The organism is Lentzea xinjiangensis, from assembly GCF_900110955.1.
GTDB classification, from domain to species: Bacteria; Actinomycetota; Actinomycetes; order Mycobacteriales; family Pseudonocardiaceae; genus Lentzea; species Lentzea xinjiangensis.
The window spans coordinates 235,849-254,930 of the sequence record NZ_FOFR01000004.1 but is presented as its reverse complement, the minus strand read 5'-3'; the positions used below and the strand labels follow the sequence as shown (position 1 = coordinate 254,930).

Annotated in this window: 16 protein-coding genes; 6 read left to right on the top strand and 10 right to left on the bottom strand. The window is 71.5% G+C overall.

Annotated elements, in window-relative coordinates; all coding sequences use genetic code 11:
• Positions 1-10: 10 nt before the first annotated feature.
• Positions 11-799: a metallophosphoesterase family protein gene (locus tag BMW88_RS13040; protein ID WP_177221078.1), complete on the bottom strand. Its 789-nt coding sequence runs from the start codon at positions 797-799 to the stop codon at positions 11-13.
• 57 nt (positions 800-856) lie between these two features.
• The gene (locus tag BMW88_RS13035; protein WP_089950943.1) at positions 857-1,237 is read right to left on the bottom strand and encodes a polyketide cyclase / dehydrase and lipid transport; all 381 of its coding nucleotides are present in this window, start codon (positions 1,235-1,237) and stop codon (positions 857-859) included.
• A gap of 98 nt (positions 1,238-1,335) precedes the next feature.
• On the opposite strand from BMW88_RS13035, the gene BMW88_RS13030 reads away from it, so the two are divergent.
• The 3 genes from BMW88_RS13030 to BMW88_RS40910 all read left to right on the top strand — a co-directional run bounded on the left by BMW88_RS13030 (position 1,336) and on the right by BMW88_RS40910 (position 7,127).
• Entirely contained in the window at positions 1,336-3,132 is a 1,797-nt protein-coding gene (locus BMW88_RS13030; RefSeq protein ID WP_089950942.1) for an AMP-dependent synthetase/ligase, read from the top strand.
• A gap of 244 nt (positions 3,133-3,376) precedes the next feature.
• Positions 3,377-6,241, top strand: a complete 2,865-nt coding sequence (locus BMW88_RS13025) for an AfsR/SARP family transcriptional regulator (RefSeq protein ID WP_089950941.1) — start codon at positions 3,377-3,379, stop codon at positions 6,239-6,241.
• Between the two features lie 220 nt (positions 6,242-6,461).
• Positions 6,462-7,127: a hypothetical protein gene (locus BMW88_RS40910; protein WP_143116060.1), complete on the top strand. Its 666-nt coding sequence runs from the start codon at positions 6,462-6,464 to the stop codon at positions 7,125-7,127.
• An 80-nt stretch (positions 7,128-7,207) separates the two neighbouring features.
• Here the strand turns inward: BMW88_RS40910 and BMW88_RS13020 are convergent, their stop codons facing one another.
• The 4 genes from BMW88_RS13020 to BMW88_RS13005 form a co-directional block, all read right to left on the bottom strand.
• On the bottom strand, positions 7,208-8,311 hold the full coding sequence (locus tag BMW88_RS13020; RefSeq protein WP_089950940.1) for a glycosyltransferase family 4 protein: 1,104 nt from the start codon (positions 8,309-8,311) through the stop codon (positions 7,208-7,210).
• A gap of 10 nt (positions 8,312-8,321) precedes the next feature.
• Complete coding sequence (locus BMW88_RS13015; protein WP_089950939.1) at positions 8,322-9,083, bottom strand: hypothetical protein; 762 nt, start codon at positions 9,081-9,083, stop codon at positions 8,322-8,324.
• Between the two features lie 10 nt (positions 9,084-9,093).
• Entirely contained in the window at positions 9,094-10,095 is a 1,002-nt protein-coding gene (locus tag BMW88_RS13010; protein WP_089950938.1) for a C40 family peptidase, read from the bottom strand.
• 65 nt (positions 10,096-10,160) lie between these two features.
• Entirely contained in the window at positions 10,161-11,492 is a 1,332-nt protein-coding gene (locus tag BMW88_RS13005) for an NYN domain-containing protein (RefSeq protein ID WP_089951094.1), read from the bottom strand.
• A gap of 176 nt (positions 11,493-11,668) precedes the next feature.
• On the opposite strand from BMW88_RS13005, the gene BMW88_RS13000 reads away from it, so the two are divergent.
• Positions 11,669-13,369, top strand: coding sequence for a DEDD exonuclease domain-containing protein (locus BMW88_RS13000; RefSeq protein ID WP_089950937.1), 1,701 nt, complete (start codon positions 11,669-11,671; stop codon positions 13,367-13,369).
• A 537-nt stretch (positions 13,370-13,906) separates the two neighbouring features.
• Entirely contained in the window at positions 13,907-14,194 is a 288-nt protein-coding gene (locus BMW88_RS12995; RefSeq protein ID WP_089950936.1) for an Lrp/AsnC family transcriptional regulator, read from the top strand.
• 79 nt (positions 14,195-14,273) lie between these two features.
• Here the strand turns inward: BMW88_RS12995 and qcrB are convergent, their stop codons facing one another.
• The 4 genes from qcrB to ctaE form a co-directional block, all read right to left on the bottom strand.
• Entirely contained in the window at positions 14,274-15,938 is a 1,665-nt protein-coding gene (qcrB, locus tag BMW88_RS12990; RefSeq protein WP_089950935.1) for a cytochrome bc1 complex cytochrome b subunit, read from the bottom strand.
• Positions 15,935-17,062, bottom strand: a complete 1,128-nt coding sequence (gene qcrA / locus BMW88_RS12985; protein ID WP_089950934.1) for a cytochrome bc1 complex Rieske iron-sulfur subunit — start codon at positions 17,060-17,062, stop codon at positions 15,935-15,937. The genes qcrB and qcrA overlap by 4 nt, the downstream gene beginning before the upstream one ends.
• Positions 17,059-17,871, bottom strand: coding sequence for a cytochrome bc1 complex diheme cytochrome c subunit (gene qcrC, locus BMW88_RS12980; protein ID WP_089950933.1), 813 nt, complete (start codon positions 17,869-17,871; stop codon positions 17,059-17,061). The genes qcrA and qcrC overlap by 4 nt, the downstream gene beginning before the upstream one ends.
• Before the next feature lie 61 nt (positions 17,872-17,932).
• Positions 17,933-18,541 carry an aa3-type cytochrome oxidase subunit III gene (gene ctaE / locus BMW88_RS12975; protein WP_089950932.1) on the bottom strand — a complete coding sequence of 203 codons (609 nt, stop codon included), beginning with the start codon at positions 18,539-18,541 and terminating at the stop codon, positions 17,933-17,935.
• A gap of 93 nt (positions 18,542-18,634) precedes the next feature.
• Between ctaE and BMW88_RS12970 the strand changes: the two genes are divergently transcribed.
• A complete protein-coding gene (locus BMW88_RS12970) occupies positions 18,635-19,036 on the top strand; it encodes a hypothetical protein (RefSeq protein WP_089950931.1) in 402 nt (133 codons plus the stop codon).
• Positions 19,037-19,082 lie beyond the last annotated feature (46 nt).

The following is a 19,082-nucleotide window of genomic DNA, read 5'->3' as shown; positions in this document are numbered from 1 at the left end:
ACTCGCGTCTTTACCAGTTGAGGACGTGAGGCTTGCCGCTGCGCTGGAAGTGCCCGACGTTGATGCACTCGGTGTAACCGATGCGCACGCGCCTGGCGAGCGGCTGGTGCACGTGCCCGAACACCGACCAGCGCGGGCTTTCGCCCACGATCTTGTCCAGCGCGGCCCGCGAGCCCCACTCCGGGCGGCGGGCGACGACGTCGTACGTCAGCTCCGGAACCAGCGGCGGGATGTGCGTGCACAACACGTCGACCGCGCCCATGCCCTCCAGCGCGGAGGCCATGTCCTGCTCCGTGCGCAGGTACGGGTGCCAGGGCGCGTTGGGGTTGCGGACGTGCCCCGGCAGCATCAGCCCGCCGCCCGCGAACCCGAACTTGAGCCCGCCGATCTCGACGGCCTCCCCGTCGAGCACGTGCACGCCGTCGCGGGCGAACCGCGGCCACAGCTGCGGACTGTCCACATTGCCCGGTGTCGCGTACGTCGGCGCGGACATCGCGCCGAACAGCGCGTGGTACTGCTCCAGCACGGCTTCTTCCACCACGGACCGCGCGTTCGCGAGGCCGTCCCACAGCGACCGGATGTAGCTCGCCGTGTCGGCGCGCCTCGTGCCGCGCCGCAGCTCGGCGAAGACCCCCACCTTCTCCGGCCCGAAGACGCGCCCGAGGATTCCCCTGGAGTGGTCGTGGTAGTCGACGAAGTCGATGAGGTCGCCGAGCACGACGAGCGCGTCCGCGCCGTCACCGGCGCGGGCGAGCGCCTCCGCGTTGCCGTGCACATCCGAGACCACGTGAACCCGCACGGTTCCAACTTAGTTGAAAGAACAGGGGGTGGTGTCCGCGCCACGCGTCGAGCAGGATCACCCCTGTGGCGGGCAGCCGGGAGGGCGGCCGTCCTCCAGCGCCAGCTTGAGTCCGAGCGCGACGGACTTCGCGTCGAGCTGGCGGCGCTGCACCTCGCGGCGGGCGGCGCGCGGCGCGAACGAGCCGGTGGGCGGGTCGGCGCGCAGGAAGTAGTGCAGCAGGGTGCCGTCGAGGACCGGTTCGAGCCAGACCTCCATGGTGCCCACCAGGGCGCCGCCCACGGTCCAGCGCAGTCCCTCGTCACCGCGGTCCGCGTAGACGTCCAGCTCCAGGTCCGGCCAGAACGCCCGCCACGACGAGGGCGCGGCGAAGGCGGCGGCGACCACGCCGGGTGGCACCGCCAGGAAGGTCTCGTCGACGACGTCCACACTGGCCATGGGGTCAAAAGGTAACGGAAGGGCGTACCAGCCTTTGTATCGCCGGAATCACACGCTAAGTTTCCCCGTCAGTAACAAATCACCGTACGGAGGTTGACGTGCGCGAGTTCAGCGTCCCCGCCACGGCCGCAGTGGCTCCGGAGGAGAACCTCACCGACATGGTGTGGGCCAACGCGGAACGCTTCGGCAACGCCGTCAGCTTCCGCCGGCAGGTCGACGGCACCTGGGTCGACATCACGGCGCGCGACTTCGCCGCGCAGGTCATGGCGGTCGCCAAGGGCATGATCGCGGCCGGTCTGGAACTGGGCGACCGGGTCGGCCTGGTCTCCAAGACCCGCTACGAGTGGTCGCTGCTCGACTTCGCCATCTGGGCGGCGGGCGGTGTCGTCGTGCCGATCTACGAGACGTCGTCGGCGGACCAGATCGAGTGGATCCTGTCCGACTCCGGCGCGAAGGCGGTCTTCGTCGAGGCGTCGTCGCACCGCGCGCTGGTCGACGAGGTGGTCGGCAAGCTGCCGGAGCTGCGCCACGTGTGGCAGGTCGAGGGCGGTGCCGCCGCCGTCGACGAGCTGACGGCGCTGGGCGCCGAGATCACCGACGAACAGGTGCACGAGCGCCGGGCGCAGGCCAAGGCCGCCCACACGGCCACGCTGGTCTACACCTCCGGGACCACCGGCCGCCCCAAGGGCTGCACGCTGACGCACCGCAACCTGCTCGCCGAGGTGCGGTCGGCGCTGTCGCGGTTCCCCGAGATCCTCACGGCCGGCAACTCGCTGCTGCTGTTCCTGCCGCTCGCCCACATCCTGGCCCGCGCCCTGGCGCTGGCGTGCGTGTACTCGCGGGTGACGCTGGGCCACACGGCCGACGTGAAGAACCTCGTCGAGGACCTCGGCCAGTTCCGCCCGACGTTCGTCGTCGCGGTGCCGCGCGTGTTCGAGAAGGTCTACAACGGCGCCAAGCAGAAGGCCCACGCCGGCGGCAAGGGCAAGATCTTCGACGCCGCCGAGGCGACGGCGGTGGCCTACAGCACCGCGCTCGACGACGGCGGCCCCGGCTTCGGGCTGCGGCTCAAGCACGCCGTGTTCGACAAGCTGGTGTTCGCGAAGCTGCGCGCCGCCCTCGGCGGCCGCGCGATGGCGGCCGTGTCGGGTGGCGCGCCGCTGGGTGACCGCCTGTCGCACTTCTTCCGCGGCGCGGGCATCCCCGTCTACGAGGGCTACGGCCTGACGGAGACGTCGGCGGCGGCGTGCGTGACGTTCAAGGGCCAGGAGAAGGTCGGCACGGTCGGCCTGCCGGTGCCGGGCACGTCGGTCCGGATCGCCGAGGACGGCGAGATCCTCATCAAGGGCGACATCGTCTTCACCGGCTACTGGAACAACGAGGCCGCCACCAAGGAGGCCCTCGAGGACGGCTGGTTCCACACCGGCGACATCGGCGAGCTCGACGACGACGGCTTCCTGAAGATCACGGGCCGGAAGAAGGAGATCATCGTCACCGCCGGTGGCAAGAACGTCTCCCCCGCGCAGCTCGAGGACCGCATCCGGGCGCACCCGCTGATCTCGCAGTGCATGGTCGTCGGCGACAAGCAGCCGTTCATCGGCGCGCTGATCACGATCGACCCGGAGTTCTTCCCGTCGTGGAAGGAGTCGCACGGCAAGCCGGCCTCCGCCGAGGTCCCCGACCTCATCGAGGACGCCGACCTGCTGGCCGAGATCCAGGCGGTGGTGGACGAGGCGAACAAGACGGTGTCGAAGGCGGAGGCGATCCGCAGGTTCCGCGTCCTGCCGGTCGACTTCACCGAGGCCGGTGGCGAGATGACGCCGTCGCTGAAGCTCAAGCGCTCGGTCGTGGCGACGACCTACGCGTCGGACATCGACGCGATCTACGCGAAGTAGCGGGTGGATGCGCGAAAGGCCCAGGGGCTCCTTGGAGCCCCTGGGCCTTTCGACCCCCAGCGATCGTGATCCGCGGAACTCCGCGGAACCCGAGAAGTGTGTTGCCCCGGCCCCCCGACCGGGACGAGGAGAAGATTGCCGTACGTCGCTGACGTATCGCTGACGCGCCGATGTCACCGCGCGACAGCGCGCTAATAGGCTGTCGGGCAGACGGCGATCATCGGGTGCGCGCGAGGGGACGGCAATGGTTTCGGGTCCGCAGTTCCGGCTGCTCGGCCCGATGGAGGTGCGGGTGGGCGGGTCCGCGGTGGTGCTGCGCGCGGGCAAGCACCGGGCCTTGCTGGCGGCGTTGCTGCTGCGGCCGAACCGCGTCGTGTCCGTGACGGAACTCGTCGAGCACGTGTGGGGTGACACGCCACCCGCCCGCGGGCGGGGCACGTTGCAGACGTACATGATGCGGCTGCGGGCGGCGCTGGGCGACCCGTCGCTGATCGAGACCGCCGCCGACGGCTACCGGGTGCGCGTCGACCCGTTGGCCGTGGACGTGCACCGGTTCGCCGACGCGGCCGCCAGGGGACGTGCGGCAGCGGCCTCGGGCGACCTGACCGCGGCGCGGCAGGCGTTCGCCGAGGCGCTGGAGCTCTGGCGCGGCCCGGTGCTGTCGGACGTGCCGTCGGAGACGCTGCACTCCGAGCACGCGCCCCGGCTGACCGAGCTGCTGATGACCGTGCACGAGCAGCGCGTCGACGTGGAGCTCGCGCTGGGCCACCACGCCGACCTGGTGCCGGAGCTGTTCGCGCTGACGCGGGACCACCCGTTGCGCGAGCGGTTCTGGGGCCAGCTGATGGTCGCGCTGTACCGCGGCAGCCGACAGGCGGAGGCGCTGGAGGCGTTCCGGCAGCTCGACCGGACGCTGGACGAGCAGCTCGGCATCGACCCGTCGCCCGAGCTGCGGGCCCTGCACCAGGCGATCCTGGTGGGCTCGCCGGAGCTGGCGGCGCCGGTGGCCGACCGGCGGCAGGACCGCGCGCCGGCGTCGCCGATGCGGCTGCCGGACGACATCGCGGACTTCACCGGGCGCACCCGGCACGTCGAACGGATCTCCGGGCTGATCACGGGCGGCTCCGTGCCGATCGTGACGCTCGCGGGGCCGCCGGGCGTGGGCAAGACGACCCTGGCCGTGCACGTGGCGCACCTGCTGCGGGACCGGTTCCCGGACGGACAGCTCTACGTCGACCTGCGCGGCTACGCGCTGGGACCGCCCGCGGACGGCCTCGACGTGCTGTCGCGGTTCCTGCGGGCGCTCGGCGTGCCGCCGGACGAGATCCCGCCGGACGCGGACGAGCAGAGCACGATGCTGCGGTCGTTGCTGTCGGGCCGGCGGGTGCTGCTGGTGCTGGACAACGCCTCCGCGCCCGACCAGGTGCGGCCGTTGCTGCCGGGGACGGCGTCGTGCCGGGTGATCGTGACGTCGAGGGACGACCTGCGCGGGCTGATCGCGATGAACGGCGCGCGGACCGTGCCGGTGGACGTGTTCAGCCCGGCGGAGTCGGTGGCACTGCTGTCCGCGCTGCTCGGAGAGGGCGACCACGCGGAGCTGGCCCAGCGGTGCGGGCACCTCCCGCTCGCGTTGCGGGTGGCGGCGGCGTACCTGGCCGGGCGCGACGACGTGACGATCTCCGGGTCACCGATCGAGCTCGCCTACGCCGCGCTGCCGCCGGCGCCGCAGCGGTTGTTCCGGCTGCTGTCGCTCGTGCCGGGCCCGGACTTCACCCCGGAGGCCGCCTCGGCGCTCGCCGACGTGGACGCCGAGGGCCTGCTGACGGTGCTGGCCATCGCGAACCTGGTGGTCCCCGCCTCGGCGCCGGGCCGCTACCGGTTCCACGACGAGCTGGTGCGCTACGCCGCCGCGGCGCGCGAGGAGTCCGACAGCCCCGCCGAGCAACAGGCGGCGTGGACGGCGTTGCTGAACCACTACGCGCGCGGCGTGGAGCGGTGCGCGGAGCTGCTCTACCCCGGCATCGTGCGGCTGCCGTCGCCGGCGACCGGCCCGGTGCCGCGGATCGCGAGCTCGGCGGAGGCCCTCGCGTGGCTCGACGCCGAACGCCCGAACCTGACGGCCGCGATCCGGCACGCGGCCCTGCACGGCCCCGCGGAGATGGCCTGGCAGCTCGCCGACGCGCTGCGCGGCTACCTGTGGATCGGCCAGCACGTCGGCGAGTGGCTCGCCACGGCCCGCCACGGGCTGCGGGCCGCGCAGGCGTCCGCGCACCGCCCGGCCGAGGCGGCGATGCACACCAACCTCGGCAGCCTCTACCTGCGGCTCGGCGACTACGGGCGGTCGGTCGAGCACCACAACCGGGCCATCGAGCTGTACCGGGAGCTGGGCGACGGGGACGCCGAGGCGAGCGTGCTGAACAACCTCAGCCTCGTGCACCGCCGGTCGGGAGAGCTGGGCGCCGCGAAGGAGGCCCTGGTGCGCTGCCTGGAGATGCTGCGCTCACCGGACAGCATCAGCACCGGCCTGTACAACCTCGGCCAGCTCGCGGTGGAGCTCGGCGAGATCGACGGCGCCGTCGAACACTTCTCCCAGGCGCTGTTCCTGGCGCCGAACGCCGACAGCCACACCTACCTCGGCATGGCGCTGCGGTTGCAGGGCCGCCTCGACGAGGCGCGCGTCCACCTCGACCGCGCGCTGGAGATCGGCAACGTGCCCGCGGGCGAGGCTGAGGCCCTGGAGAACCTGGCCGCGCTGGAGCTCGCCTCCGGTGACGCCGAGAGCGCCCTGTCGCCGGCGTCGCGCGCCCTGGCGCTGGTCGCCGACGGCGGTGACCAGCAGGTGGCGACGTCGGTGCGGATCACGCTCGGCGAGGTCCGGCGGGCGCTGGCCGACCTCGATGCCGCCGCCGCGCTGTTCGAGCAGGCGCTGGTGACGGCGCGGCGGATCGGCTACGCCTCGGGCGAGGTCCGGGCGCTGATCGGCCTGGCCCTGGTGTGGCGGGACCTCTCCCGCGACGCCGACGCCCGGGCCGCCGCCGGTCAGGCCGTGCGGCGCAGCGCCGAGCTGGGGCTGCGCGCGCTGGAGAGCCGGGCGCGCGAGCTCGGCTGATCCGCGGGAGGTCTCAGCCGATCAGGTTCTCGAGGCGGTGCGCCTGTTCGGAACGACTGCGGGATCAACCCACCACTCAGTACTGGGGCACTGCGATAGAGGCTGGTAGCACCGAAAGCACTCGAACCTTCGGGTGAAGTGCCCCGAGTTGCGCAACAGAGAGCCCTCGACCGGAGTCATGGTCGGACGACGAGATTCGTTCGAGGATGCGAGGGATCAGGTGGAAGCTGCCGCAACTACTACCATCGGCCTGCTCGGCGGATTCCTTCTGTCAGCCTTGCTGTGGTACTACACCAATCATCGCATCATCCCCAAAGTCATCTTCACGCCGCTCATCAGCAAGAGGTACATGACTGACGGGACCGCGTGCTACGAGGTCTTCATGTGCAACGCCTCGAAGAGAAGAGGCGCAGTCGACCTCTCCATCACCTGCACGCTGACTACTTACGGATTAAAAAATTTTCAGTATTCTCCAGGGACGTCGAACGTCATCCTCCCCATACCCGTCAACAACCCTCACATCACCCGCTTGAACCCTTCCGATGGCCGCCGAGTGATCCGGCTCGATGTCGATCGAGCGATCAGAGAGGCTTCCCCGAACCATCGGAACGCCTTCCGGATGCCGGCCATCGCAACTTGCGGACAAGACACTCTCGAGCACTTGTTGATGCCAGGAAACCCGTCATACATCGAGATTGACGTTCTCGCCTACGACGAGTGGAGCGGCGCCAGGAAGCACTTCCGTTCACCTCGCTACTCGCTGAACGAGATCGCGCACGTGCGCTTCGAGCACATGCGGCCAGTGCCGCTCCCGCCGCCCGGGAAAAAAGCGGAACATCGGAAGCGCTCACAAACAGCGTCGAATGAAGGAAGAGTAACTCCTTGACGCCGTCTTCAGATCTAGAACCATCTTCGCTCTGACATGAATCTCACGTGCGCTCACACATCTGCACGAGACCTCGCAATTCAGCCGATCAGGTTCTCGAGGCGGTGCGCGAGCTGGTCCCACCGCCAGTTCTCGCTCACCCACTCGCGGCCGGCGCGTCCTGCCTTCGCGGCCAGCCCGGGGTCGGCGAGCAGGGCGGCGACCTTCTCGGCGACGTCGGCGACGTCGCGGCCGTCGACGACGTTGCCGGTGACGCCGTCCAGCACGGTCTCCGGCGCGCCGCCGGAGAGCCCGGCCACGACGGGCAGCCCGGTCGCCGACGCCTCCAGGTAGACGATGCCGAGCCCTTCGACGTCCAGCCCGCGGCCGCGGGTGCGGCACGGCATCGCGAAGACGTCGCCGGCGTTGTAGTGCGCGGGCAGCTCCTCCCACGGCACCGAGCCGGTCAGCACGACGTCGCGGTCGCCGGCGGCCAGCTTCTCGAGCGCGCTCCGGTACGGCCCGCCGCCGACGATCAGCAGGGCGGCGTCCGGCACCGAGCGCCGGATCAGCGGCAGCGCCCGGATCAGCACGTCCTGCCCCTTGCGCGGCACCAGGCGCGACACGCACACGACCACCGGCCGGTCGCCCAGCCCGTAGCGGCGGCGGATCTCGGCGCGCGCGGCGGGATCCGGGCGGTACTGGCTCGTGTCCACACCGGACGGGAGGTGCTCCAGCGCCGCCATCGCGCCGAACGCGGCGGCGAACCGGGAGCGGGTGTACTTGCTGACGTACGTCACGACGTCCACACCGGACCCGATGGCGCGCAACGCCTGCCGTGCCACCGGAAGCATCGACCAGCCGACCTCGTGCCCGTGCGTGCAGGCCACCGCGCGGTCCAGGCCGAGCGACGGGGCCAGCAGCGCGAGCGGCGCCGCCGCGCCGAACCACGCGGCCTCGCACGACTCGGCGCGCGCGATGGCGCGGGCGCGGGCGAGGACGTCCGGCGTCGGCAGCATCAGGGACGTGGGGTGCCGCACCACCGGGAACGGTTGCCGGGCGTCGAACTCCTCCGCGCCCTCCCACTTCGGCGCGTAGACCACGAGGGAGTCCGCGGGCAGCCGGGTGGCCAGGGCGTGCAGGTAGGACTGGATGCCACCGGGGCGGGGCGGGAAGTCGTTGGTCACCAGCAGGGTTCGGCGCACGGGGGCAACGCTAGCCGATGCTCGACCGCAGGAACTCGCGCCAGCCCGCGACGTCCACCGGCACGTCCACAGCGGACGACGCGTGCCGCAGGTAGAAGTCCACGACGCCGCGTTCCCCCAGCCGCGACTCCAGGTAGACCAGCACCGAGTACGCCTGCTGGTAGGCGAGGTCCCGCCCGGCACCGCCGAAGTCGGCGGGCAGCGCCGTGACGTCCGGGGTGAGCAGCGGCGCGGCCTGCCGGAGCGACAGCCCCAGCCCGTGGAACGCGACCCAGTCGGCGAAGCCCTCCACGAGCCACAGCGGGGCCGAGTCCGACGTCAGGTCGCGCGTGGCGACGTGGGTGATCTCGTGCCGCAGCAGCACCCGCAGCTCCGCGTCCGACAACGGTGCCGCGCGCTCCCGGTTGACGACCACCCGCTGCCCGGCGCCGTCGCGGATGGCGATGCCGGCCATGTCCGCGAACCCCGGTCCGACGAGCGCGACCAGCTCGGAGCGGGACGCCGGGACGACGACGTCGGCTCGCCGGCCCCAGCCGACGTCCACCACAGCGGCGACGGCGCGCACGGACTCGTCCAGCAGCGCCGCGACCCGTGCCGCCAGCTCGCCGTCGCAGGAACTGCCGGTCACGGTTCCGGAAGCCACCCGCAGGACGGCCTCTTCGCACCGCGCCGTCCCGGTCGGCGGCACCTCGGCGGGGCGCGTGGCGACGGTGAGGCCGAGCAGGAACGTCATGGCGACGGTGACCGCCAGCAACGCCCTGAGGTGCCTCATCGGCGCAACGCTAACCCTCGATGCGCCGAATCGCCGAAATGGGCCCGATGGCGTCGATCGGCGCGATCTTCACCGGCTGCCCCTCGGTGGAGGCGTGCACGGCCCGCGCGTTGTCGACCGCCAGGGCGACGTGCGACCGGCTCGCGTAGTAGACGATCAGGTCTCCCGCGCGGACCTCGGCCCGGGTGACCGCGCGCCCGACCGAGGCCTGCCCGCCGGAGGTGCGCGGGATCGTGTACCCGGCCGCCTCGTAGGCCTTCATCGTCAGCCCCGCGCAGTCCCACCGGTCGAGCCCGGTCGAGCCGTAGTTGTACTCGTCCCCGCGCTGCTCCAGCGCGAACGCCAGGGCGAGCCCCGCCGTCCCCGCGGGCACGCTGATCCGCGACCGGTCGCCGGGGTCGCGCAACCGGGACGCGACCGGCGCCGGCAGCCGCGTGAACGCCGCCCGCACGTCGCCGATCTGCGCCTGCAACGCCTGGTTGCGCGTGTCCAGGTCACTCTTGAGCTTCTCGGCCGCCGCGGCGGCCTCGGCGGCGCGGGCGCGCGCGGTCTCCGCCACCTGGTGCGCCTGGCGGGCCTTCTCGACCGCGCCGGACAGCCTGGCCAGCGACTCGGCCCTGTCCGTGGCGAGGATCCGCATCATCTCCAGGCGGTTCAGGAAGTCCTGCTGCGAGTCCGCCACGAGCAGCGCCGACAGCTGGTTGAACCGCGCGCCCTCGAACGACGCCTGGGTGATGAGGTCGACCTGGCCGCGGAAGTCGTTCTCCTCGGCCTTGGCCTGCCGCTCGATCTGCTGCGCCGCCGCGACGGTGGCGGTCGCGCGGTCGAGCTCGGCGCGGCGCTGGACGAGGTCCTCCTGCGCGCGCAGCACCTCCTCGTTGAGCTTCGTCGCCTGCGCGGTCAGATCGGCGTACGCGCGCGCCGGATCGGCCGGCTGGGCGGCCAGGGACACGGCAGGCGTGGCCGAGAGCAGGACCAGAACCAGGAAACCACGGGTGAGCTTGCGCGACATGAGGTCGCCGATCCCCCTCGCCAGAACAAGACCGCCAAGATCGACGGCGTCAGGCTACCGGGTGATCAAACGCGCCCGAGACGGGCCAGCAGCACAGCGGACGGCACCGGGTGCGCACCGCGGCGGCGCACCGAGTCGGCGACCGCGCGATCCGACGTCACCACCACCACGGGCCGTCCCTCCGGCTCGGCGGTGACCAGCGCGCGGATCACGTCATCGGCCAGAACGCCGGGGTCGCTGAAGAGCACCCGCACGCCCCGAGGCGCTGCCGCGGGCACGGCCACCACCCCCGCGCCGTCGAACACCAACGTCACCTCGGCGCCCGTGCGCGCGGCCAGCACGGCCAACTGGTGCACGAGCCTGTCGCGCTGGTCCGACAGCGACAGCTCCGGATAGCCGGTCTTCGTGACGTTGTAGCCGTCCACCACCAGGTGCACCGCGGGCAGCGCCAGCAGCCGGTCGAGCGCCGCCGGGTCCTCCACGCGCCCGACGGCGCCCTGCGACGCGCTGGCGCCCCGCACGAGGTCGGCGGGACGCGGCCCGGAACCGCCCAGGGCCAGTTCGCGGCGCAGTCCCGTGACGGCGCCGTCAAGGGTGTCGACGAGCAGCGCGAGCCGCACCTCGTCCGCCTGCCGGGCCTCCCGCGCGGACTGCCGGGCCACCTCGGCGTCCGCGATGGCCCGCTGCGCCTTGCCGCGTTCGGCCTCGGCCCGCTCCCGTTCCCGGTCGCGCTCGGCGGCGAGGCGCTTGACCTCCTCCGCGGTGCGGGCCCGGACCTGCGCGGCCTCGGCGGCCGCGGCCTGCGCGGCGTCCTTGGCCTCACGCAGCTTCACGCCCTGCTCGCGCAACCGCTTGCGCAGGCGCTCCAGCTCGATCTCGGCCTCCGCGCGGACCCGTTCGGCGGCGCCGTCGAGCTGGCTGCGCTCGGACCGCAGCCGCTCCAGCTCGCCCTCCAGCCGTTCCGCGCGCGCCACCGCCGCGTCGCGCTCGGCCCGCAACGTCGCGTCGCCCACCCGCCGCGAGACCAGCTCGACGTAGTGCGGCGCGACCTCGTCACCGGTCAGCACCGCCGCGGCGGCCGCCGTCAGCGGGTCCGGCGAGGTCACCTCCAGCGTCGACGGCCGGTTCTTGCGCAGCCACTCCACGACGGCGGTGCGGAAGTTCGCCGAGTCCCGCAGCGCGGCCACGACCTGCGCACCTCCCAGCCGGGCGCGCTTGGTCGGGGCGAACTTCGCCACCGGGCGCAGGTGCTGGGGCACGTCGACCTTCGCCATCTCGCCCAGCGCGTCCGCGCCCATCTCCGCGAGCCTCGTCCGCAACGGCTCCGGCAGGGCCGACCAGTCCACAGTGGACTCACCTGCCTCCTCGGCAGGCTGGTCGAACTCGGGCTCGGGCATCGGGTCGGGCACCCCCACAGGCTAGAGCCCCCGCGCTTGAGCAGCGCACGGACATCTCCGCCCGTGGGAACAACGATCTGGAAAAGATCACCGCGGGGCCGTCTCCGCGCGGCCTGCGCAGGTCGGGGACGAGCACCGCCGGAAATTGTCAGACCCCGCCGCTAACGTCAGCCGCCGTGACCGGTCAACTGTCCTTCGACGAGCTGGGGACGCCCCTTCGCGACACGACGTTCGTCGTGTTCGATCTGGAGACGACGGGCGGGAGCAACGAGGAGGACGCCGTCACCGAGATCGGCGCGGTGAAGGTGCGCGGCGGCCGGGTGCTCGGCGAGTTCGCCACGCTCGTCGACCCCGAGCGCGGCATCCCGCCCCAGGTGGCGCAGCTGACCGGGATCACGCAGCTGATGGTCACGGGCGCGCCGAGGATGGGGACGGTGCTGCCGGCGTTCCTCGAGTTCGCGGCCGGCGCGGTGCTGGTGGCGCACAACTCGGGCTTCGACGTCGGCTTCATGAAGGCGGCGTGCGAGCGCCACGGCTACCGGTGGCCGAAACCGCCCGTGGTGTGCACGGTGAAGCTGGCGCGGCGCGTGCTGAGCCGCGACGAGGCCCCGTCGTGCCGGCTGTCCGCCCTGTCGGACCTCTTCGGCACCTCGACCAAGCCCACGCACCGGGCCCTGGCCGACGCCCGCGCGACGGTCGAGGTGCTGCACGCCCTGCTGGAGCGCGTGGGCAACGTCGGCGTGCACTCCCTGGAGGAGCTGCTGGCGTACCTGCCGGAGGTGACGCCGGAGCAACGCCGCAAGCGCTCGCTGGCGGCGCACCTGCCGTCCACACCCGGCGTGTACCTCTTCCGCGGCCCGAAGGAGGAGGTGCTCTACGTCGGCACCGCCTCCGACCTGCGGCGGAGGGTCCGCCAGTACTTCACGGCCAGCGAGGGCCGCCGCCGGCTCCGCGAGATGGTGGCGCTGGCGGTGCGCGTCGACGCCGTGGAGTGCGCCCACCCGCTGGAAGCCGAGGTGCGCGAGCTGCGCCTCCTGCGCGCCCACCGGCCCGCGTACAACCGCCGGTCGAAGAACCCGCACCACGCGTGGTGGCTGGTGCTGACCGACGAGCCGTTCCCCAGGCTGTCCCTGGTCAGGAACCCCCGCGACGGCGCGCTGGGCCCGTTCCGCACCCGCCGGTCGGCCGAAGCGGTGGCCGAGGCCCTGCTCGACGCCGTGCCGCTGCGCTCGTGCACGATCAAGATCCCGGCGACCAACCAGCGGGCCTCCCCCTGCGCCCTGGCCGAACTGGGCCGCTGCCAGGCACCGTGCGCGGGCAGGCAGACCGTCGACGAGTACTCCCCCGCCGTCGTCGCGGTGCGCGACCTGGTCGTCGGCCGCAGCGCCGACCCGCTGCGCACGCTCATCACCCAGCTGGGCGGCCTCGCGTCCGCCGAGCGCTTCGAGGAGGCCGCCCGCCGCCGCGACCGCTTGGCGGGCCTGGTCAGATCCCTCGACCGCGCCCAGCGCCTGGCCGCCCTGGCCGCCCTGCCGCACCTCGTCGCGGCCCGCCCCGACCGCGAAGGCGGCTGGGAGTTCTCGGTCGTCCGCTACGGCCGCCTCGCCTCCGCCGGCGTGGCCCGCCGCGGCACCCGCCCGATGCCCGTGGTCGACGCCCTGGTCGCCTCCGCCGAGACGGTCGTGCCGACCGCCGGCCCGCTGCGGGGCGCACCGCCCGAGGAGACCGGCGTGGTGCTGCGCTGGCTCGACCAGCCGGGCACCCGCCTGGTGTACGCGGACGAGCCGTGGTCCTCCCCCGCCGGTGCCGCGGCGGCCTGGGTGCCTTGGGCGGAGCAGGCCGCCGGTGCCCGGCCGGTGCACGACCGGTGGGCCTGACCCTCCGCTGGTTGCCTGGGGCGGGAGCCGCGACTCGGTCAGCCGCCGCCGGTGGCGCTGACTCCTGCGGAACGGCGGCGGCAAGAGGTCAGCGGCCCGGCGCCTCAGGTCGAACAAGCCCCCGGCACACGACCGGTGAACCTGGCCCACCGCCCGTTCCACACGAATCCAGCAACACCTCGGCCACCGGCCGGTGGCCCGGGCCCCGCGCGGAGTCGCGGCATCCGCACACCAGCGCGGCGGCCCGGGTGCCTTGGGCCGAGCAGGCCGCCGGTGCCCGGCCGGTGGGCCTGACCCTCCGCTGGTGGCACCGGCTCCTGCCCAGCGGCGGCGGCACGGAGCCAGCGTCTTGGGCGCCTCGGCCGAACAAGCCCCCGGTGAACCCGGCCCACCGCCCGTTCCGCGGAGAACCAGCGACCCCATGCCGACCGCGGCCAGGCACTCACACGGACAACGACGTCCTCACGCCGTCGATCATCCGGTAGGGCAGACTACGGGTGCTTCAGACACCCGTGCCGAGACCCCGAGGAGGACGCCGTGGTCACCGCCATCGTGCTGATCCAGGCCGCCGCCGAACGCATCCCAGAGGCGGCGCAGGAGATCGCCGACATCGACGGAGTCACGGAGGTGTACTCCTGCGCGGGCGACGTCGACCTGATCGCGCTCGTGCGGGTCAGCGAGCACGAGGACCTCGCGGCGCTGGTGCCCGGCAAGATCAGCAAGGTCGCGGGCGTGCTGAACACCGACACGCACATCGCGTTCCGCAGCTACTCGAAGCGCGACGACGAGGCGGCGTTCGCCATCGGCCTGGACGACGCCCAGTAAGAAGCCCGAAGAACACCGAGACAGCGAAAAGCCCCCGTGGAAGTTCCACGGGGGCTTTTCGGCTCTGGTCCGAGCGGGGTCAGGCCTTCGGGTCGGACGGCTTGCCCGCGAGCTCGCCGGCCGTGTCCTCGGCGCTGAGGCCTTCGGTGACGTGCCGCTTCGCGCGCGCGTTCTCCAGGGCCACGGTCTCCTCGACCGGGTCCGGCGACCACGTGCTGCCGGCGACCGGGTGGCCCGCCGAGCCGAGCTTGTTCATCTTCTTCGGCACCGACGCGCCCTGGTAGGCGAGCGGGATCGGGTGGCCGTGGTCGTCCACCGGGCCGAGCGGCTGGTGGACCTCGATGAACTCGCCGTGCGGCAGGCGCTTGATGATGCCGGTCTCCACGCCGTGCTCCAGCACCTCGCGGTCGCCGCGCTGCAGGCCGATGCAGATGCGGTAGGCGACGAAGTACGCGATCGGAGGCAGCACCAGCATGCCGACGCGACCCATCCACGTCGTCAGGTTCAACGAGATGTCGAACTGGTACGCGATGATGTCGTTGCCGCCCATGAGCAGCAGGACCATGAAGTACGTGATCGCCATCCAGCCGAGCGCGGTGCGGACGGGCACGTCACGCGGGCGCTGCAGCAGGTTGTGGTGCGCGTAGTCCTTGGTCATCCTGCGCTCGATCCACGGGTAGACCGCCGCGATGCCGGTCAGCAGCGGCAGGCCGAGGATGAACGGCAGGAACGGCTCCGGGATCGTGTAGTTGCCCAGGTAGAACTCCCACGCGGGCCAGATGCGCATCAGACCGTCGGTCCAGCCCATGTACCAGTCGGGCTGCGACCCCGCCGAGACCTGTGACGGGTTGTACGGGCCGAAGTTCCACACCGGGTTGATCTGGAAGACACCGCCCATGACCGCGGTGACACCGACGACGATCGCGAAGAAGCCGCCGCCCTTGGCCGCGAACACCGGCATGATGCGGACGCCGACGACGTTCGTCTCCTTGCGGCCCACGCCGGGGAACTGGGTGTGCTTCTGGTACCAGACCAGCGCGAGGTGCGCCGCGACCAAACCGAGGATGATCGCCGGGATGATCAGGATGTGCGCGGTGTAGAGCATCGGGATGACGTCCGTGCCGGGGAACTCCCCGCCGAAGATCAGCCAGTTCAGCCACGTTCCGATCACCGGGATCGAGATCAGCAGCGCCGCCATCACGCGCAGGCCCGTACCGGAGAGCAGGTCGTCCGGCAGCGAGTAGCCGAGGAAGCCCTCGATCGCGCCGAGCATGAACAGCACGATGCCGATGACCCAGTTGATCTCACGCGGCTTGCGGAACGCGCCGGTGAAGAAGACCCGGAACATGTGCACGACGATCGCGGCCATGAACAGCAGCGCCGCCCAGTGGTGCACCTGGCGGACGAACAGGCCACCGCGGGTCTCGAACGAGATGTCGAGCGTCGAGGCGAACGCGCGCGACATCTCGATGCCGCGCAGGTTCTCGAACGCGCCGTTGTAGGTGACCTCGGTCATCGACGGGTCGAAGAACAACGCCAGGTAGGTACCCGACAGCAGCAGCACGATGAAGCTGTAGAGCGCGATCTCACCGAGCAGGAACGACCAGTGCGTCGGGAAGACCTTGTTGAGCTGTTTGCGCAGGCCAGCGGCCGGGTGGAACCGCTCGTCGGCAGCGTTGGCCGCCGCTCCGGCGACGCGCGCGGCGGCATTGGCCGGCTTCGTCGGCGTGGTGATGGCACTCATGACTTCCGCTCCCAGAACGCCGGACCCACAGCCTCGATGAAGTCGCTGCGGGCAACCAAGTATCCGTCTTCGTCCACCGTGATCGGAAGCTGGGGAAGAGGACGGGTTGCCGGACCGAACCGCGGCTTGGCGTACTCGAACACGTCGAACTGCGACTGGTGGCACGGGCAGAGCAGCAGACCGGTCTGCTGCTCGAACAGCGACGTCGGGCAACCCAGGTGCGTGCAGACCTTCGAGTACGCGTACAGGTCGCCGTAGTTGAAGTCCTCCTGGCCGGCGCGCTTGACGATGGCCTGGTTCGGGCGCATGCGGATGAGCATGACCGGCGCGTCGGACCGCTTGAGGGCCGCGACCAGCGCGTGCTCGTCGTTGCGCTCGGACTCGCGGAACGGGAACACCGTCTCGAAGCCGCCCGGCTCGACGTCCTCGGGACGCACCAGGGAGACCTCGTGGAAGTTGCCGGTGTGACGGCGCAGGTAGACCTTCTCGCCCGGCTTCTCCGGCTTCCAGCTCGTGTGCCACAGCGAGTTCTTGGTCTCGCTGTCCGAGTGCGGGTTCCTGACGAGCGCGCCCAGCGGGACGACGGCGATGCCGAGGCCCAGCACACCGGCGCCGAGGCCCGCGGTGCGCTTGATCAGGTTGCGGCGGCCGATGCCGCTGCGCTGACCGGCGTCGGCGAGCTCCGCCACGAGCGTGGCGCGGTCGACCTGGGGGGAGGGGCCGTCGTGGCGCTGCTGCACGGCGAGCTCGTCGGGCAGGAACTTCTTGGTGTAGAGCAGCGCGCCGATGCCCAGGGCCAGCACCGACAGGCCGAGGAACAGGCCGATCAGCGGGTTGTAGAGCAGGTGCAGCAGGTGGCGCTCGGTGTGCGGGGCCTCGTACTGGTACGGCCAGAACAGGAACACGCCGAGGAAGGCCACGCCGGACAGCGCGGAGAGCAGGAACCACAGCGCGACGGAGCGCTGGGCACGGCGCTCGGCGCGGGTGCCCGCCACCGGGAACTTCTCCTCGTAGTGGACGAGCTCGACGCCGTCCATCTTCGTGCCGAGCCTGACGAGGTCGTCCCGGCTCATCTCCGCGAGCTCTGCCTCGCTGGGCAGGTCGGTCGGCTTGTCGCCGCTCATGCCTTGGCTCCGATCCAGAGGGTCACGCCGATGAGCGCGGCGATGCCCACGATGAACGCGATCAATCCCTCCGAGACGGGCCCGAACCCGCCCAGGGGGTTACCGCCGGAGTTGTTGTTTCCGTCGGTGACCGACTTGACGTACGCGATGATGTCTTTCTTCTCTTCCGGCGTGAGCTGGCGCTCGCCGAACTTCGGCATGTTCTGCGGGCCGCTCAGCATCGCCGTGTAGATCTGCTCCTCGCTCACCCCGTCGAGCGCCGGCGCGAACTTGCCGGACGACAGGGCGCCGCCGCGACCCGTGAAGTTGTGGCAGCTCGCGCAGTTGAGGCGGAAGAGCTCGCCACCGCGCGCCGGGTTGTCGCCGCGCAGGGCCTCACCGGACTCGGAGGGCTTCTTCGGGCCCTCGCCACCGTTCGCGGTGATGTAGGCCATCAGCGCGTTGATCTGCTCGGGGGAGAGCTTCGCGGGCTTGCGGATGCCCTGCGCCTCCTGCCGCGCCAGCGGCATGCGGCCGGAGGAAGTCTGGAAGTACACCGCGGCGTCGCCGACGCCCACGAGGCTCGGCCCGCGGCCCTCGACACCCTCGAGCGACTTGCCGTGGCAGCTCATGCAGGTGTTCAGGTAGATCTGCTCGCCCTGGCGGACCAGGGCGTCCTGCTGCTGCGCCTGGGCGGTCTGCGCCTGGGGCGCGAAGGCGGCGAACAGCATGCCGGCGCTCAGCAGGCCGAAGCCCAGTGCGAGCAGTCCGGCGACCCGGCGGCGCAGCTTCGTGCGGGCGCCGCGGGGGCGTTTCGTCGTGGTGGTCATGGTGTGCGGCAACCCTTGCTGTCAGTTCGGGAGCTCGTGGCTTGGCTTCGTGCCGACCGGGTCAGGGCACGATGTAGATGATGGCGAACAGGCCGATCCACACGACGTCGACGAAGTGCCAGTAGTACGACACGACGATCGCCGAGGTGGCCTGTGCCGGCGTGAACTTGCTGAGCTTCGTCCGGATCAACAGGTAGACGAACGCGATCAAGCCGCCGATGACGTGCAGGCCGTGGAAGCCGGTGGTCAGGTAGAAGACCGTGCCGTAGGCCGACGACGGGATCGTGGTGCCCGCGTGGACCAGCTCGATGTACTCACCCGCCTGGCCGCCGACGAAGATCGCTCCCATGATCAGCGTCACGATGTACCAGCGACGAAGACCGAAGACGTCACCCCGCTCCGCCGCGAACACGCCCCACTGACAGGTGAAGGACGACGCGACCAGGATGATCGTGAAGACCGACGCGTAGGGGACGTTCAGGTGCGTGGGAGGCGGGGGCCAGGGTCCCTCGTTCTGGGCCTTCACCGTGAAGAACATGGCGAAGAGGCCAGCGAAGAACATGAGCTCGCTGGACAGCCAGACGATCGTGCCGACGCTGACCATGTTCGGACGGTTCAGCGAGTGCACGCGCTGGCCGATTGAAGGCGCTGCCGTGGTCACGAGCAGCATTATTGCTTGCGCTTATTTGCTCCGCCCATCGGGTCCTGGGCGGATCATGGGTCGGCTGGGTCACACGGCGGGTGACCGCGAGGAGGTCAACGGATGGGTTTGCTGGGCCGATTGCGGGAGCTGCTGCGCCGGGAGGGCGAACCGGCGTTGTCGCTCGACGACCCGGACCTCGTCGTGGTCGTCGAGGCCTTCGACATCGCGGAGGCCGATTCGGCGGCGCTCGCCCGCTCCCCGCAGTGGCGCGCCGACGAGCCCGCGGTGCTGCGCCACCACCTGCGCATCCCCTCTGACCAGGTAGAACGCGCGCGGGAGCTGCTCGCACCGGACGGCTGGGTGCTCGTCGCGGGCGAGGTGACGCAGGTCAGCCGGGTGCAGGAGCTGGACGCGCTGCACTGCGCCCAGGAGCGCTCGCGGATGGCCTCGCTGGCGCAACGGCTCGGCGGGGACGCCCTGGGGTGGGACGCCCTGCAACCGCGGCCGGCGGCGGCCCGATAGCATCGCCGCGACCTTGGTCACTTTCTTGACGGCCCAGTCAGCAGTC

Coding starts and splice junctions, on each gene's coding strand:
- ctaE (WP_089950932.1), bottom strand. CDS start 18,541: ATGCTGCTCGTGACCACGGCAGCGCCTTCAATCGGCCAGCGCGTGCAC.
- qcrB (WP_089950935.1), bottom strand. CDS start 15,938: ATGAGTGCCATCACCACGCCGACGAAGCCGGCCAATGCCGCCGCGCGC.
- qcrA (WP_089950934.1), bottom strand. CDS start 17,062: ATGAGCGGCGACAAGCCGACCGACCTGCCCAGCGAGGCAGAGCTCGCG.
- BMW88_RS13010 (WP_089950938.1), bottom strand. CDS start 10,095: ATGTCGCGCAAGCTCACCCGTGGTTTCCTGGTTCTGGTCCTGCTCTCG.
- BMW88_RS13035 (WP_089950943.1), bottom strand. CDS start 1,237: ATGGCCAGTGTGGACGTCGTCGACGAGACCTTCCTGGCGGTGCCACCC.
- BMW88_RS13015 (WP_089950939.1), bottom strand. CDS start 9,083: ATGAGGCACCTCAGGGCGTTGCTGGCGGTCACCGTCGCCATGACGTTC.
- qcrC (WP_089950933.1), bottom strand. CDS start 17,871: ATGACCACCACGACGAAACGCCCCCGCGGCGCCCGCACGAAGCTGCGC.
- BMW88_RS12970 (WP_089950931.1), top strand. CDS start 18,635: ATGGGTTTGCTGGGCCGATTGCGGGAGCTGCTGCGCCGGGAGGGCGAA.
- BMW88_RS13005 (WP_089951094.1), bottom strand. CDS start 11,492: ATGCCCGAGCCCGAGTTCGACCAGCCTGCCGAGGAGGCAGGTGAGTCC.
- BMW88_RS13025 (WP_089950941.1), top strand. CDS start 3,377: ATGGTTTCGGGTCCGCAGTTCCGGCTGCTCGGCCCGATGGAGGTGCGG.